Below are 15,365 nucleotides of genomic sequence, written 5' to 3'. Positions count from 1 at the left end.
CTCCGGCGGCACGCCCGCCCGACCAGGGCGGCCGCGGAGACACACCGGGGGAAGCAGACGGCGCGCGCCCGCACAGGGGCCGTGCCGTACCGAGGGCAGCGCGGAAGGGTGGGCCGCAGTGGCGTACGACGCCGATGTGATCGTGGTGGGAGCGGGACTGGCCGGGCTGGCCGCCACCGCCGAACTGGCGGACGCGGGCCGCCGCGTGATCCTTCTCGACCAGGAGCCGGAGGCGTCGCTCGGCGGCCAGGCGCACTGGTCCTTCGGCGGACTGTTCCTCGTCGGCTCGCCCGAGCAGCGGCGGCTGCGGATCCGCGACAGCCGCGAGCTGGCCTGGCAGGACTGGCTGGGCACGGCCGGCTTCGACCGGCCCGAGGACCACTGGCCGCGCCGCTGGGCCGAGCGTTACGTCGACTTCGCCGCCGGGGAGAAGCGGTCCTGGCTGCACGGCATGGGCGTCCGGTTCTTCCCCGTGGTCGGCTGGGCCGAGCGCGGCGGGTACGACGCCCGCGGCCACGGCAACTCCGTACCGCGCTTCCACATCACCTGGGGCACGGGCCCCGGGCTCGTCGAACCGTTCGAGCGGCGGGTCCGCGAGGCCGCGGAGCGCGGCACGGTGGAGCTGCGCTTCCGGCACCGGGTGGACGAACTCACCGTCACCGACGGCCGCGTGGACGGCGTCCGCGGCACGCTGCTCGCGCCCAGCGCCGCCGAGCGCGGGCAGGCCAGCTCCCGCAACGCCGTGCGCGACTTCGAGCTGCGGGCCGGGGCGGTCGTGGTGGCCTCCGGCGGGATCGGCGGCAACCACGAACTCGTCCGCCGCCACTGGCCGCAGCGGCTCGGCACCCCGCCCGCCCGGATGCTCTCCGGCGTCCCCGCGCACGTCGACGGCCGGATGCTGGAGATCACCGAACGGGCCGGCGGCAGCCTGATCAACCGCGACCGGATGTGGCACTACACCGAGGGCATCGAGAACTGGAACCCGGTCTGGGCCCGGCACGGCATCCGCATCCTGCCCGGCCCCTCCTCGCTCTGGCTGGACGCCCTCGGACGGCGGCTGCCGGTGCCGCTCTTCCCCGGCTTCGACACCCTCGGCACGCTCGAGCACATCATGCGCAGCGGCTACGACTACACCTGGTTCCTCCTCAACAAGCGGATCATCGGCAAGGAGTTCGCCCTCTCCGGCTCCGAACAGAACCCCGACCTCACCGGCAAGAGCGTCCGCGACGTCCTCGGGCGCGCCCGCATCGACGTGCCGCGCCCGGTGAAGCGGTTCATGGACCGCGGCGCCGACTTCGTCGTCGAACGGGACCTCGCGGCGCTGGTGCGCGGCATGAACCGGCTCGCCGGGCAGCCGCTCATCGACGAGACGGAGCTGCGCCGCGAGATCACCGCCCGGGACCGGGAGATCGCCAACCCGTTCACCAAGGACCTCCAGGTCACCGCCATCCACGGGGCGCGCCGCTATCTCGGCGACAAACTCATCCGCACCGTCGCGCCGCACCGCCTTCTCGACCCGGCGGCGGGCCCGCTGATCGCCGTGCGGCTGCGCGTCCTCACCCGCAAGACCCTCGGCGGCCTGCACACCGACCTGAACGGCCGCGTCCTCGGCGCGATGGGCGAGCCGGTGGCCGGTCTGTACGCGGCCGGTGAGGCGGCGGGCTTCGGCGGCGGCGGGATGCACGGCTACCGCTCGCTGGAGGGGACCTTCCTCGGCGGCTGTCTCTTCTCCGGCCGCACCGCCGGGCGGGAGGCGGCGCGGGAGACCGGCTGAGGTACCGGTCGGCGACCGGGCGGCCGGGGAGGCCGGTGATCAGGACCCGGTGCGGGCGCCGCCGCACGGGCCGTCCGGTCCTCCCGGGCCGCCCGCGCCGGGGGAGGGCCCGCCGCTCGCCCCGGGCGCCCCGGGCACCTCTCCGCCCGCACCGGATGCCTCGCCGCCGGCCGTGCCAGGGGCCTGCCGCTCCCCGGCCCCGGCTCCGGCTCCGGCTCCGGCTCCGGCTCCGGCGCCGGGACCGGTGCCGGGGACGCGGTGCAGGGCCAGCAGGGCGATGTCGTCCCGCTGGTTGTTCCCGGTGAACTTCTGGAGGTCCGCGGAGATCGTCGCGGCGAGTTCGGAGGCCGGGATGCCGGACCACTCCCGGAGCCGCTCCCGCAGCGGGTAGAAGACTCCGAAGGGATCGCGGGCGTCCGTCACCCCGTCGGTGAACAGCAGCAGCGTGTCACCCTCCGGCAGCTCGAACTCCTCGATGCGGCGCGGCTCCGGGGACATCCCGACGAGGCCGAGCGGCACCCCCGGGTCCGCCAGCGGCACCGGACCGCTCTGCTCCGGGACCTCCCCGACGAGGCACGGCAGCAGATGCCCGCAGTTGACGACGAGACCGCAGGACCGCTCGTCGAAGGTGAGGACGAGCGCGGTGACGAAACGCTCCGGTTCCCCGGCCCGGCTGGCGAAGCTGTTGTGCCGTTCGACGGCGGACTCCAGGGCGTCCACGACGCCCAGCAGCCCCGGCTCGCGCTGCGCCGCCTCGCGGAACGCCCCGAGCACGGAGAACGCCGTGCCGATGGCCGGCAGCCCCTTGCCCTGCACGTCCGCGATCAGCACCCGGGTGCCGTACGGCGACATCGCGATCTCGTAGATGTCCCCGCCGACCATGCTGTCCTCCTCGACCGGCTGGTAGAGCCCGTCGATGACGACCTCGGGGGTGCGGAACGGCAGCGGGCGCAGCAACTGCCGCTGGAGCGCGGCGGCCGCCGACCGGAGCCGGCTGACCTCCGCGTTGCGGTGGATGCGGTACCGGCAGGCCCCGATGGACAGGCCGCTCATCAGGGCGACGCCGAACGTCGGCGGAATGACCTCCAGGACGTTCAGATGGATGCCGAGGAGCACGGCGAACAGCACGACCGTGCTCCACACGGCGGTGATCACGGTCTGCTTCACGGAGCCGATGACCGCCACGATGGCCGGCAGGAAGGCCATGAGCGACACCACGCGCCCCTCGGCCTCCACCAGGCGGCCGACGGTGAAGAGGACGAGGGAGGCCAGGAAGACCATCAGCAGCAGAACGGGGGTCTCCAGCAGGGCGTCCCGCCGCCGCGTGGACGCGGGCTGCCAGGGGGAGACCGTCATGGGCCCCGGACTGTCGCTCTTCGGCACCGTGCTCCCCGTCCGCGTGGTTCAGTCGGCCGTGGCCAGGACCTGGGGGGCGGCGTTCTTCAGCCGCGTCGTCAGCCAGCGGATCTGGCCGAGCGTCTCGCGGTGCAGCTCCTCCACGTCGTCCAGCAGCCCCTGGTCGCGGACGGCCCGCGCCACCTGGCCGAGCAGGAGCCACAGCAGGCCGGCCTCCTGGGCGGCGAGGTAGAGGTGACGCAGGTCGCGCAGGAGGAGCTGCCCGGCGGAGGTGTGGTGGCCCCGCCGCTCGGAGGACTTCTCCCGCACGGCGTCCGCGAGGTGCGCCAGGGTCTCGCTGTGACGGGGCCCGGACAGGTCCTGGCCGTACCGCCGGGCGGCGGTCCGCAGCCGCGCGGCGTGCTCCTCGCACTGTGCGGCCAGGGTGCGGCAGGGGTAGTGGGTGCCGTGGTCGGCGGCCTGGCGCTCGGCGACCCGGTGGAACTCCCGGGCCAGGGCCTCCTCGGCTCCGTGCAGTTCGGCGAGGAGGGTTCCGGTCCTGGTGGTCGTCACGGCGCTCACACCTTCCCCGCCGGCCGGGCCGCGGTGCTCCCGGTCCCGCCCGTGTCCCGGTTCTCCCCGGTGGGGGCGGCGGTCTCCGCGGTCAGGGTGCCGGGCGGCGGGGCGTCGGTCTGCCGGTCGGAGTCGGCCGTCCCGTGGGCGAGCGCGGTCGCCGCCGAGGAGATCTTCTGCACCCGGACCGCGCTGTACTTGTACAGCGGCTGCTTGGAGACCGGGTCCCACTCGGTGCGGGTGGTCTCGTTGGCGGCGCGGGTGTGCCGGCCGGGCTCGGTCTGGTCCCAGTAGCCGTAGTGGAACGGGGCGAAGACGACCCCCCGCCGGGTGCCCCGGCACACCGCGGGCGCCTCGATCTCACCGCGCCGGGACACCACCCGCACCAGGTCGCCGTCGGCGATGCCCAGCTCCGCGGCGTCCTCGGCGGAGAGCTGCACCCAGACGTCGGGGGCGGCCCGCCGCAGCTCGGGCACCCGGCCGGTTCTGGTGCGGGTGTGCCAGTGGTGCACGGTACGGCCGGTGGTGAGCTGGAGCGGGTAGGTCTCGTCCACCGGTTCGTGCGGGGGGAGGTACGGCGCCGCCCGCAGCCGGGCCCGTCCGGCGGGGTCCCGGGCCCGGTACTCGCCGGCCTCGTACTGGGCGCCCGTGGTGAGGTCGTGCCCGTAGTCCTCGCACTGGCCGGCGCGGGTGGGGAAGACGTGGTCGGCGTAGAGGCGCTCGGTCCCGTCCGGTGCCTCGGGCGTGCAGGGCCACTGGACGCCGCCGGAGCCGCGCAGCCGGTCGTACGTCAGCGCGCTCTGGTCGCATGGCCGGCCCCGGGTGAGGGCGGTGAAGTCCCGCCAGGCGTCCTCCGGGCTCCGCCAGGTGAGCAGCGGTCCGCCGTCCTTGTCGCGCAGGTCCATCCGGCGCGCGTACTCCAGCAGGATGTCGAAGTCGGAGCGCGCCCCGCCGGGCGGTTCGACGGCCTTCTCCGAGAGGTGGACCGTCCGGTCGGCGTTGGTGCAGCAGCCGGTCTTCTCGCCCCACAGGGCGGCGGGCAGCACGACGTCGGCGAGTTCGGCGGTCTCGCTGCGGAAGGCGTCGGAGACGACGAGGAACAGCCGGTCCTGGCCGAGCACCGAGCGGATGCGGCGCAGTTCGGGAAGGGAGACCGCGGGGTTGGTGCCCGTCACCCAGAGGAACCGCACCGAGCCCTCCTCGCAGTACCGGAAGATCTCCATGGCGTGGGTGGGCGGGCCCCAGTGCGGGATGCGCAGCGGCTCGACGTTCCACGCCTCGGCGATCTCGCGGACATGGGCTGCGTTCTGCCAGTTGCGGAAGCCCGGCAGGGCGCCGTTGGCGCCGGTCTCGCGGGTGTTCTGGGCGGTGGGCTGGCCGTTCATCTGGAAGACGGTGCGTCCGGGGCGGCCGATCATTCCGCGCAGCAGATGGAGATTGTTCACCTGGACGGCGGCGGCGGTCGCCTGGTGCGACTGGTAGACGCCCTGCAGCACGGTGGACACCAGCCGCTCGCCGGTGCCGAGGATCCGCGCGGCGGCGCGGATGTCCTCGGCCGGCACGCCGCAGACGCCGGCCGCCCGCTCGGGGGACCAGCCGGCGACCTCGGCGGCCAGCTCCTCGTAACCGGTGGTGCGCGCGTCGACGAACTCCCGGTCCAGCAGGCCGTGTTCGAAAATCTCGTGGAGCAGCGCGTTGAGCAGCGCCACATTGGTGCCCGGACGCAGCGCCAGATGGACGTCGGCCTCACGGGCGGTCTCGGTCAGCCGGGGGTCGGCGACCACCAGCCGGGGACGGTCCGGCCCGTGCAGCCGGTCGAGGATCCGGGACCACAGCACGGTCTGCGTCTCGGCGGTGTTGTGGCCGACGAGGAAGAGCGTGTCGCAGAGGTCGATGTCGGTGTAGGAGCCCGGGTCGCCGTCGCTGCCGAAGCTCTCGATCAGCGCCCACTCGGCGGTGGCGGTGCACAGCCGCGTATTGCCGTCGAGATGGGGCGTGCCGATGCCGCCGCGGGCGATGACGGTCTGCGCGTAGTACTCCTCGGCGAACAGCTGCCCGGAGGTGTAGAAGGCCATCGCGAGCGGCCCGTGCTCGGCGAGGACCTGACGGGAGCGGTCGGCGACGGTGCCCAGGGCGGTGTCCCAGTCGGCGGGCTCCAGCCGGCCGCCGGCCCGGACCAGGGGGCGGGTGAGACGGTCGGGGGAGTTGACGGCCTGCCAGCCGTACAGCCCCTTGGGCCCCAGCCGTCCGTGGTTGACGCGGTCGCCGGCGCGGCCCCGGACGCCCACCATCCGGCCGTCGTGCGAGACGGCGATGTCCAGACCGCAGCCGGTGGAGCACAGGACGCAGACCGAGGGGACCCAGGTGTGGACCTCCGACTCGTCCGCGGTGAGATGCCGGTCCACACGCTCGGGCCAGCGCTGCCCGGCGGCGAACGGTGTGCGGGCCCCCCAGATGTCGGCGGTGCGGTCGGTCACGGAACGCTCCTGTCAGCTGTGGTGCGGGCGGCTGTTACTCAGGGCTGCGTCTTCCGGGGGCTTCCGGGCCGCGGTCTCCGGGGGACGGACCGACGCTAGCCGCACCGCCGTCCGCGCCGGGCCCTGCCACGCCTGTCCATCCGGCCGATGCCCCGGCCGGCGGACAGCGGGAACGGCCCGCGAGCCCGCCGGGACGGCCCCGGAGCGGTACCGCCGGCGGGCAGGGGACGGGCGCGCGGGTACGGCGGGCGCCCGGACGGAGCACGCGGGCGCCGGAATATCCCCCGGCGCGGCGAGCAGGAGAAGCGGAGACCGCCCGGGTGCCGGCGGGACCGGCCCGCCCGCACCCCGGCGGCGCGACCAGCCACGGGAAGGAGTCCGGCATGACGACGGAACGGAACGACCGGAACGGGAATGAGCGGAACGAGCCGGCCCGCAAGCCCGCCACGGCGGCTCAGGAGGTCGAGGCGGAGATCCGGGCGGCTCAGCGGAGGGTGACGCCGGATGAGGACGCCGCCGCGCGCGACGGCGAGAGCGGCGACGCGCTCACCACCAACGCCGAGGCCCAGCGCGACCCGGGGGACCGGCACGGGTGACCGCGGCGCGGCGCATCGCGAGACCGCGGGGGCGCCCGCACGACGGCGGGGTGTCCGCACGACCGCGGACCTCCCCGCCACGTTCCGGCGACGTCGAGCCGCGGTCCTCGCGTGGGGCCCGGTGACGCTCGGCCGGGGCGGTCCCGCGTCCCCGCGTCGGTGGGGGGTCGGCCGGCGCTCCGGCAGTGACTCCCGGGGGCGTGGGACGTCAGCGCCGGGGCGGCAGGCGGTGCAGCCGTACGCCGGTGAGCCGGCCCTCCGAGATCCCGGCCGTCATGAAGGTGCAGTGCGGCTGTCGCCGGCGGTCGGTCGGCGAGCCGGGGTTCAGCAGCCGCGGCCCGCCGGGCGCCTCGGTGTCCCACGGGATGTGGCTGTGGCCGAAGACCAGGACGTCCAGACCGGGGAACTCCCGGGCGCAGCGTTCCTCCCGGCCCCGCGCGGCTCCGGTCTCGTGGACGACGCCGAAGCGCAGCCCGCCGAGTTCGGCGCGCGCCACCTCGGGCAGCCGGGCCCGCAGTTCCGGGCCGTCGTTGTTGCCGTACACGCCGATCAGCCGGCGGGCCCGGGTCTCGAGGAGGTCCAGCGTGGCCGTGTCCACCCAGTCCCCGGCGTGGATGACGACATCGGCCTCGGGCACCAGTTCCAGCAGCCGGGGCGGCAACTCCCGAGCCCGCTTGGGGAGATGGGTGTCCGACATCAGCAGCAGCCGCAGCGGGCCGCCGCCCGCCCGCCCGGCCCGCGGGTCCACCGGTCCGTCCGTGCTCCGCCGTCCGTCCCCGCTCCGCCGGGCCCCTCCGTCCGCGTGGCTCATCGCGCCGCACCGGCCGCCGCACCGTCCAGGGCCTCGGCCAGTCCGGTGAGCAGCTCCGGCTCCGGGGCCGAGCGGAACTCCTCGGCGCGCTGCCGGGCCACCGCCCTGCCCTCGCCCAGGCACCACTCCCACCAGCGGTCCAGCTCCTCCGCTCCCGCCGTCTCCACCGGCACCAGGGCGGGCCAGCCGCACGCCCGGGCCTGGGCGGTGAGCTTCGCCCCGCCCGCGACCGCGTCGACGGCCAGCACGGGCACACCGGCGCGCAGACCGGTGACCAGCCCGTGCAGCCGGTTGGTGACGAGGAGGTCGAGCCGCGCGACGACCGCCTCGAACTGGGCGACGGTGGCGGACAGCCGCCAGTCGTCCGGGTCGAGCCGGGTCTCCAGTTCGAGCCGCGCGCAGTCCTTGCCGTTCACCCAGGCGGTCAGGGCATCGCCGGCCGCCTCGTGCCGCCGCCGGCCGCCGTACTCGCCCTGCCCGCGGGTCAGCGCCACCCCGACGACGGGCGGGGCGGGGGAGCGGGGCGCGGAAACGGCCAGGTCGCGGCGGGGCCGGGCGCCGGGCGCGTCCCGGGCCAGCACCCGGTGGAAGCCGCGGACCGCCGGATCGTCCCCGTCGAGGACGGAGACGCCCACGGCGATGCGCGCACAGTGCGGGAAGCGCCGGTGCAGATCCTCGATCTGCGGCCCGTGCAGGGGACCGCAGACGAAGACCACCGCCCGGTACCGGCCGGGGTCGGCCTCGTCGAGCCGCAGCCCGTGCGGGCGGAAGCCACCGCTCCAGGCGGTGTCGTACGCGATGCCCCACCGGTCCAGGGCGCCCCGGACGCGGTCCAGCGACAGCAGGTCGCCCACCGTGGCCTCCCCGTGCAGAAAACTGAACCAGCCGGTCAGCAGCACTCTTCCGGCGCGCGGCGCGGTGTCCGTCCAGTCCGTCGGCATGCTCAATCGGTGTCCCTCCCCTGGGGCTTCCTGCACATCTGGCGCTGCGCACGGGGCGCGGTGCGCGGTGTGCGCGCAGGTTTCCGGCGCGCACCGGTCCGGGCCCGGGCCGCCGGTGGCCGTCCGGTCACCCCCGTGGGTCGTCTGCCGTCGAACAAGGTCCCAACGGCTTCCCCGGACACTACGGTGGGCCGCTGAGGCCTCCGGTGTGGTGTGGTCCCGACAGCTCCGTCACACCGGAGGCCTCGCCACGCGCACGCGTCCCGCGGGCGCCGCCACGGCGTGTCGCGGAAGTGGCGCCGTCCGCCCGCAGGGCGGGCCCGGCAGCGTTCCGGCGCGTGGGATCGCAAGGCGGAGGCCCCGTCCCGGTACGGAGGTACCGGGACGGGCCCGGCGGCGCGGCGTGGGGCACCCCCGGCCGCAGGCCGGGGGAGTGCCGGGCGCCGCCGGGCAGGCGGCATTTTCGCGGCGCGCCTTAGTCAGGGCCGGTTGCCCTTGGGCTTGGCGCGCTGGTCGGGAGTGCCGTGCGGCGGCGGATGGATCGGCTGGGGCGAGGTCTCGGGCGTGACGCGCGAGCCGCCGCCCGCGGCGTGCCGCGCCTCCTGCCGGAGATCCTCCCCGCCCGGCGACGGGGTCCCGCCACCGGCCAGCTGGAGCTGACGTGTGTTGATCATCTCCAGGACCCGGGTCCGGTTGGCGTGCTCGTGCTCGTAGTGGCGCAGGACCTCCAGCTCGGCGGAGTCCAGGGTGCGGAGGCGGTGCTCCAGCGCGCCGGCCGACAACTCGTCGTAGTCGGCCAGCGGGAGCGCCTCGCCGTCGTGCTTGCTCATGGGCAGCCTCCTGCGTTCGGCGTTCGGCCTCGGAGTTCGGCCTCGGAAAACCTCCGGGTTCCCGGGGGGTGGCCGCCGAAACGGGGGAGTGGTCCCGGATGCCCGCACGGGCGGCCGGCCGGCGGGGCCTGCCGGCCGGCCCCCGTGCTCGTGGGGCCGGAGCGGCGGTGCGGCCCGCGTCCCGTCCGGCCCCGGCATGTTCACGACGGCGTGCGGGACGCCGGGCGGGGCGGGGTGTCAGCCGCCGGCCAGGCGCGGCGGGAAGCCGCCGGTGGCGACCGGGCCCCAGCCGGTGATCGTCACCCGGATCAGCGACTTGTTCTGGACCCGCATCGCCTCCCGGTACTCGTCCCAGTCGGGGTGTTCACCGGAGATGCAGCGGAAGTACTCCACCAGCGGCTCCAGGGCCTCCGGCATGTCGAGGACCTCCGCGTCGCCGTCGACCTGCACGTACGGACCGTTGAACTCGTCCGAGAGGACGCACAGCGAGACCCGTGGGTCGCGGCGCGCGTTGTGGGCCTTCGCCCGCTCGGGATAAGTCGACATGACGATACGGCCCTCCGTGTCCACACCGCAGGTGAGCGGGGACATCTGCGGCGAGCCGTCCCGTTTGCGGGTCAGCAGGACCGCGCGGTGGCGCGGCCGGAGGAAGCCGAGGAGTTCGTCGCGGCTGACACGGTCGGCGGTGGCGATGGAACGGGGCACGTGTTCTCCAGAGGTCGATCGGTCCGGGCCGGACGGATGCCGCCCGGTGCGCCGTCCACCTCCCTACCCGGCGGGCGGAGGAACCCACCCGGCCCGGCTCACGTTCGTTGCCTCCCGCCGCGCCCGCCCGCGTCCGCTGTGTTCGCCCTCCCCATGGGCCCTGGTGGAACGGCTGCCCAGGGTCGGGCTGATGGCGGTCACCGGAGCCGCACGGGCCGCCGCCATAGGCCTTCTCCGGCTCCGGCCCCGGCGTCGGGGCCGGGACCCGTCTCCCGGCCGATGCCCGCGGCCCGCCGTCTCCGCGGCCTGCCGCGCCGTTACGACGCGAGGGCCGCGCCCGGGTGGGTACCGTGCACAAAGAGCCCGCAGTTGGCCGCGGGAAGACGGAGCGCTGGAGGTGCACGGATGTCGGGAGTGCCGCAGGCCCCGGTGGAGGACCACCGGGACGCGCGGAAGGACGGCCGGCCCGAGCCGGGTCCGCCGGCCGCAACGGACTCCGGGCGCTCCGCGCGGGACCCCTTCTTCGACAACGCGAAACTGCTGGCGATGGTGCTGGTGGTGGTCGGTCACGCCTGGCAGCCGCTCAAGGACAGCCGCGCCGTCTGGGCCGCGTACTTCTTCCTCTACACCTTCCACATGCCGGTCTTCATCCTGCTCTCCGGCTACTTCTCGCGGACCTTCCGCGGCCGGCCCCGGCAGGTCCAGCGGCTCGTCGCGGCTGTCCTCGTGCCGTACGCGGTCTTCGAGACCGTCTACACCCTCTACGGCAACGCCGTCGACGACCGGGGCAACGACATCAGCCTGCTGACGCCCTGGTACCTGACCTGGTTTCTGATCGCGCTCTTCGTCTGGCGGCTCACCGCGCCGCTGTGGCTGCTGCTGCGCCCGCCGCTGGCCATCGGGCTGTCCGTCCTGATCGCTCTGCTCGGGGCGGCGTTCGACGCGGACCCCGTCCTCAATCTCGACCGGGTCCTGCAGTTCCTGCCGTTCTTCGTGCTGGGACTGCTGATGCGGCCGGAGCACTGGGACCTCGTCAGGTCCCGGTGGATGCGGATCGTGTCCCTTCCCCTGCTGGCGGCGGGCCTGGTCACGGCCTACTGGTCCCGGGACCGGGTGACGTCCGAGTGGGCGGTCCGCAGCAAGACCTGGGAGCAGCTCGGTGTGGACTGGCCCGCCGGGCTCGTCATGAGCCTGGCCCTGCTGGTCTGTTCGCTGCTGCTCGCCGCCGCCTTCCTGGCCTGGGTGCCGCGCCGGCAGCACTGGTTCACGGCCTTCGGCGCGGGCACGCTGGTGGCGTATCTGCTGCACGGACTGATCATCCGGACCGCCGCCTGGGAGGGCTGGTACGAGCCGCGGTTCTGGCACACCCCGGCCGGTGAACTGCTGGTCACGGTGTTCGGCGTCGGCCTCGCCCTGGTCCTCACCTCGCCCCCGGTGCGCCGCCTCTTCCGGCCGGTCGTCGAGCCGAAGCTGGACTGGGCCTTCCCCGACCGGTCCGGGCCCGCGCCCGAGGAGGCCGCGGAAGCACGGCCGGCGCGAGAGGCGGACGCGGAGGCCGGCCCCGGCGGAGGGCCGTCCACGGGCACCGCCGGCTCCGCCACCGCATCCGGCGAACCCGCCGGACCGACGGCCCCGGAGTCCCGGCCGGAGCGCGCCGAGGAGCGCGCCGAGGAGCGCGCCCGAGCCGGAGCGGCGACGGGCACGGGCAGGGGCGCGGGCGGGGACACGCGAACCGGGAAGGGCTCCGGCCCCGGGGACACGGCCTGAGCACCTCCGGACGGAGGCCGCGCGCGAGCGCCGGAGGAGCGGGCCGGCGGGGCAGCCGGGGCAGCCGTCAGACGTGGGACAGCGTGAAGGACACCAGGAACCCGCACACCATGATCAGCCCGATGGCCAGATGGGCCCGGTCGAACGCCTCCGGGATCATCGTGTCGGCGATCATCGCGAGCATCGCGCCCGCGGCGACCGCCGTCACCGCTGCGACCACCGCGGTGGACAGACCGCCCACCACCGTGTAGCCGAGGACCGCCGAGACCGCGCTCGCCGCCGCGATCGCGCCCCACACACTGAATACGTAGCCCCCGCCGCGACCGGCCTCCTTCATCCCGGCCGCACTCGACAGCCCTTCCGGCAGATTGCTGATGAAGACGGCGGTGACGGTGACGAGGCCGACCGCCCCGCCCTCCAGCAGACCGACCCCGATGACGGCGGACTCCGGCACCCCGTCGAGCAGCGCGCCGAGCGCCAGCGCCCGGCCGGATCCCGACTGCTCCGCCTCCGAGGGCTGCAGCCGGTGGTGCCCGGACCGCTTGCGGTGCCGCGCCCCCCGGCGCGCCAGGACGACGTTGCCCGCGGTGTACGCGACGGCGCCGCCGACGGTGCCGATGACGGCCGGGGCCAGCCCGGCCCGTTCGTACGCCTCGCCCACCAGCTCGAACGAGACGGCGGACAGCAGCACACCGGCGCCGAACGCCATCACCGAGGCGATGAGCAGCCGGGGGACGCGCAGCGTGTAGCCGAGCAGCGCACCGATCAGCAGCGCGGAACCGGCGACCAGACCCCACCATCCCGCTTCCAGCACCTGTGGCACGAGCCCGGTCACCCTCCTCGGTCGTTTCCGCCGGCGCACCCGGCCGCCGGAGCCGGCCCACCTCGGTGGGCCCGCCGCGGTGGGCCTCAGAGACCGCCCCGGGCCGGGCCGGAGTCGTCCGGTGCGCGCCCCGCGGCCTCGTCCGCGACGTCCGCGAAGTCGTGCGGTCTGCGCAGCGGCCCCCACGCGCCTCGCTGCCGGGCCACCTCGGCCCGCGCCTCCGCGATGACCTCGGGGGCGATCCACGCGACCGGGCGGACCCGCGCCACCAGCGGCTCGTTGTCCGGACCCCGCCCGGCCTCCTCGCCCGTGAGCACCCAGGGCCGCACCCGAGAGCCCTCGGCCTCCCGCAGATGGCTGTAGTCGTACAGCCGCCGCGCCACCCACAGCAGCGTGGGCCGCTCCCCCCACCACGCCTCCACCCGCAGCGGATTGGCCGACAGACCGGCGAGCGGAACACCCGTCAGGCTGTCCCTGCTCACCCCGCTGTGACCCCGCAGATCCGTCCGCGGCCCGCGCGACCAGCGGACGAAGACCGGATCGACGCGCTCGACAAGGTCGGCCAGCCGGCGCAGCGAGGTGAGGACCGGAAGCTCTGCTGACGTCATGACGCTATCGGTTACCCGGGGCCGGACGGCGGCAATCCGGGCCGCGGAAGCTTCGGCCGACCGGGGACCTCGGCCGTCAGCCCCGGTCCGGCCCCGTGGTGCCCGAGCCGGGCCGGGCCATCAGACGGTGGGCCGCCGCCTTGACGGAGTCGGGCAGCACTCCGTTCGCGGCCTCCTGCACCTTCGTCCGCGCCGAGCCCGTGACGGCCTTCGGCTTCCCCTTCATCAGCGCGGCGAAGGCCTGCTCGGCCACCTGCGCCGGATCGTCCTTCGGACCCCGGCCGATCCGGGTGTCCTCCATGCCGGCGCGGCGGAAGAAATCCGTGTCCGTGGGCCCCGGCATCACCGAGGTGACCGTGACCCCGGTGTCCCTCAGCTCGTCCGCCAGCGCCTCGGTGAACGACTGGAGGAAGGACTTGGAGGCGTTGTAGACGGCCTGGTGGGGGCCGGGCATGGTGGAGGCGATGGAGGAGGTGATGAGCAGCCGGCCCTCGCCGCGGGCGGCCATGCCGCGCAGCAGGCGCTTCGCCAGGTGGACGGTGGAGGAGATGTTGAGGTCGATGACCTCGGCCTCGTCGGCCAGGTCGTTCTCCAGGAACGGACCGCCGCGGCCGACTCCGGCGTTGAGCGCGGCGGCGCTCACCGGACGCCCGGCCGCGGCGGTCTCCGCGTACAGCTGCTCCACCCCGTCGTAGGTCCGCAGATCGGCGCGGACGGTCCGGATGTCCGCTTCGGGGGCGGCCGGCCGCAGCCGGTCCGCCGCCCCCGCCAGGCGTTCGTCCTCGGAGTTGAGGAGCAGGTCGAAGCCGTTCCCGGCGAACTGCCGGGCCAGTTCGAAGCCGATCCCGCTGGAGGCACCCGTCACCACGGCCAGGGGCCGTTCGTCGTCACTCATGCGGGCCGGGTACCCGTGCCCCGCGCCCCAATCCCGCGCTCCGTGCTGTGCGCGGTGCTCGGGATCGGGGCGCGGGGTCGCCGGTTCAGCCTTGCTCCCGGTAGTCCTCCGGGGAGACACCGGCCTCCTCCAGGGCTTCCCGCATGCTGCGGCCCGCGCCGTCCCGGGTGCGTTCCCGTGCCTCCTCAGCGGACGAGCCCAGCACATCGTCGGTGGACGTGGTCTTCTCCCGGCTTTCCTCGGGCGTGCTCATGCGCTCTCCTCGCTCATCGCCTTGCTCGTCGTCCGTCCCGGTTCCCCCGGCGTTCCGGAGCCCGGATCGGGCCCGCGGCGGGCCGGCCGGCTCTCGTGCCGGGCGCGTCGCGACGGGTCCGGGTACCCGGGGACCGGAGGGTCATGTCCGGCCGGGTCAGGCGCCGCGCTCCGCCGCCACGGTCTGCAGACGGCTCGCGACCTCCGTCAGCTCGTGGTCGGAGGGGTCCGTGTCCGGAAGCAGGGCGGTGAGGTCGTCCCGGGAGATGATCTCCACGGCTCCCCGGTAGCGGTCGCCGTCCAGCTCCGCGGCGGGCACGACCTGTTCCCGGCCCTCCAGCAGGACGAGCACGGGCTGCCGGTCCGGGGACCGCAGCAGGTCCCGGACATGCTCATGGGTGATCACACGTGATCCTTTCCGCGGGGTTGCCTGTCACCTCGGGGCGGCGGCGGATCCGTCGTGCCGCGCCCCGCCTCTCCGTATGACCGCCCGGACGGTGGTGAATCACCGGAGCCCCGGCGGCCCGCCCACCGGGTGTCCGCGCGACGCCGCCCCATGCCTCGGCGCAGGACACGGACAACGGCCCGGAAGCAGGGGTCGGGAGGCCGGGGGCCCGGAGGCGGAGGCCCGGACGGGGCCCGGTCAGGCGAAGCGCAGGGCCTGGAGCGCGGAGCGGGCCTGCTGGGAGGTGAGGCTCTCCAGGGCGCCCTCGCCCCGCGCCAGACCCTCGGCGATCGGCTCCAGCAGATGGCGGAGCGTGGCACACTCCCCGTCCGGGGTGCTCAGGCAGACGAGCCCTTCGGGACCGCGCCGCACCGTCAGCCCCGGCTGGTCCGTGCTCATCCACTGACCGTAAGTGGTGTTGTCCATCGGGCCATTCTGCAAAACGGCCGCCCGCCGCGCAGCAACAGCGCGAGACATCACCCCCGAACGGTAGGGCCAAACGGGCGGAACGGGCGATCCCGGCTCCCGCCGCG

General features: G+C 75.0%; 16 protein-coding genes. 3 read left to right on the top strand and 13 right to left on the bottom strand.

Translation table 11 applies throughout. The features are described from left to right. Positions 1-118: 118 nt before the first annotated feature. Positions 119-1,774, top strand: coding sequence for an FAD-binding dehydrogenase (locus IF83_RS0108315; protein WP_030543425.1), 1,656 nt, complete (start codon positions 119-121; stop codon positions 1,772-1,774). A gap of 39 nt (positions 1,775-1,813) precedes the next feature. On the opposite strand, the gene IF83_RS0108310 is transcribed toward IF83_RS0108315, so the two are convergent. The 3 genes from IF83_RS0108310 to IF83_RS0108300 are packed head-to-tail and all read right to left on the bottom strand — an operon-like array spanning position 1,814 to position 6,159. Next, positions 1,814-3,157, bottom strand: a complete 1,344-nt coding sequence (locus IF83_RS0108310; protein WP_158711014.1) for a PP2C family protein-serine/threonine phosphatase — start codon at positions 3,155-3,157, stop codon at positions 1,814-1,816. A 21-nt stretch (positions 3,158-3,178) separates the two neighbouring features. Then, entirely contained in the window at positions 3,179-3,682 is a 504-nt protein-coding gene (locus IF83_RS0108305) for a hypothetical protein (protein ID WP_037679218.1), read from the bottom strand. 5 nt (positions 3,683-3,687) lie between these two features. Continuing rightward, positions 3,688-6,159 (bottom strand): molybdopterin oxidoreductase family protein, encoded by a 2,472-nt coding sequence (locus tag IF83_RS0108300; protein WP_078843286.1) that lies wholly within the window; start codon positions 6,157-6,159, stop codon positions 3,688-3,690. Positions 6,160-6,542: 383 nt separating this feature from the next. Here IF83_RS0108300 and IF83_RS0108295 point away from each other — a divergent pair, with 383 nt between their 5' ends. Continuing rightward, complete coding sequence (locus IF83_RS0108295; RefSeq protein ID WP_158711013.1) at positions 6,543-6,755, top strand: hypothetical protein; 213 nt, start codon at positions 6,543-6,545, stop codon at positions 6,753-6,755. 208 nt (positions 6,756-6,963) lie between these two features. On the opposite strand, the gene IF83_RS0108290 is transcribed toward IF83_RS0108295, so the two are convergent. From IF83_RS0108290 to IF83_RS0108275, 4 genes are all read right to left on the bottom strand, one after another. Further along, positions 6,964-7,467, bottom strand: coding sequence for a metallophosphoesterase family protein (locus tag IF83_RS0108290; protein WP_030543420.1), 504 nt, complete (start codon positions 7,465-7,467; stop codon positions 6,964-6,966). Between the two features lie 95 nt (positions 7,468-7,562). Continuing rightward, positions 7,563-8,507, bottom strand: coding sequence for a glycosyltransferase family protein (locus IF83_RS0108285; RefSeq protein ID WP_030543419.1), 945 nt, complete (start codon positions 8,505-8,507; stop codon positions 7,563-7,565). A 479-nt stretch (positions 8,508-8,986) separates the two neighbouring features. Beyond that, positions 8,987-9,337 carry a hypothetical protein gene (locus IF83_RS0108280; RefSeq protein ID WP_030543418.1) on the bottom strand — a complete coding sequence of 117 codons (351 nt, stop codon included), beginning with the start codon at positions 9,335-9,337 and terminating at the stop codon, positions 8,987-8,989. A 237-nt stretch (positions 9,338-9,574) separates the two neighbouring features. Next, entirely contained in the window at positions 9,575-10,042 is a 468-nt protein-coding gene (locus tag IF83_RS0108275) for a PPOX class F420-dependent oxidoreductase (RefSeq protein ID WP_030543417.1), read from the bottom strand. 405 nt (positions 10,043-10,447) lie between these two features. On the opposite strand from IF83_RS0108275, the gene IF83_RS0108270 reads away from it, so the two are divergent. After that, complete coding sequence (locus IF83_RS0108270; protein WP_078843285.1) at positions 10,448-11,809, top strand: acyltransferase family protein; 1,362 nt, start codon at positions 10,448-10,450, stop codon at positions 11,807-11,809. A gap of 67 nt (positions 11,810-11,876) precedes the next feature. Here the strand turns inward: IF83_RS0108270 and IF83_RS0108265 are convergent, their stop codons facing one another. The 6 genes from IF83_RS0108265 to IF83_RS0108240 all read right to left on the bottom strand — a co-directional run bounded on the left by IF83_RS0108265 (position 11,877) and on the right by IF83_RS0108240 (position 15,258). Beyond that, on the bottom strand, positions 11,877-12,644 hold the full coding sequence (locus IF83_RS0108265; protein ID WP_394297307.1) for a ZIP family metal transporter: 768 nt from the start codon (positions 12,642-12,644) through the stop codon (positions 11,877-11,879). Positions 12,645-12,718: 74 nt separating this feature from the next. Beyond that, complete coding sequence (locus IF83_RS0108260) at positions 12,719-13,240, bottom strand: DUF6098 family protein (protein ID WP_244176932.1); 522 nt, start codon at positions 13,238-13,240, stop codon at positions 12,719-12,721. Between the two features lie 76 nt (positions 13,241-13,316). Then, positions 13,317-14,135, bottom strand: a complete 819-nt coding sequence (locus tag IF83_RS0108255; protein WP_030543413.1) for an SDR family NAD(P)-dependent oxidoreductase — start codon at positions 14,133-14,135, stop codon at positions 13,317-13,319. Between the two features lie 85 nt (positions 14,136-14,220). Continuing rightward, positions 14,221-14,388: a hypothetical protein gene (locus IF83_RS34040; RefSeq protein ID WP_167343576.1), complete on the bottom strand. Its 168-nt coding sequence runs from the start codon at positions 14,386-14,388 to the stop codon at positions 14,221-14,223. Between the two features lie 156 nt (positions 14,389-14,544). Continuing rightward, the gene (locus tag IF83_RS0108245) at positions 14,545-14,793 is read right to left on the bottom strand and encodes a hypothetical protein (RefSeq protein ID WP_030543412.1); all 249 of its coding nucleotides are present in this window, start codon (positions 14,791-14,793) and stop codon (positions 14,545-14,547) included. 237 nt (positions 14,794-15,030) lie between these two features. Continuing rightward, the gene (locus IF83_RS0108240; protein ID WP_030543411.1) at positions 15,031-15,258 is read right to left on the bottom strand and encodes a hypothetical protein; all 228 of its coding nucleotides are present in this window, start codon (positions 15,256-15,258) and stop codon (positions 15,031-15,033) included. Positions 15,259-15,365: the final 107 nt, after the last annotated feature.

It is taken from the genome of Streptomyces albus subsp. albus, from assembly GCF_000719865.1.
Classification (GTDB): domain Bacteria; phylum Actinomycetota; class Actinomycetes; order Streptomycetales; family Streptomycetaceae; genus Streptomyces; species Streptomyces albus_E.
Note: the sequence above shows the minus strand (reverse complement) of the source record. Positions and strands in the feature narration are given on the sequence as shown.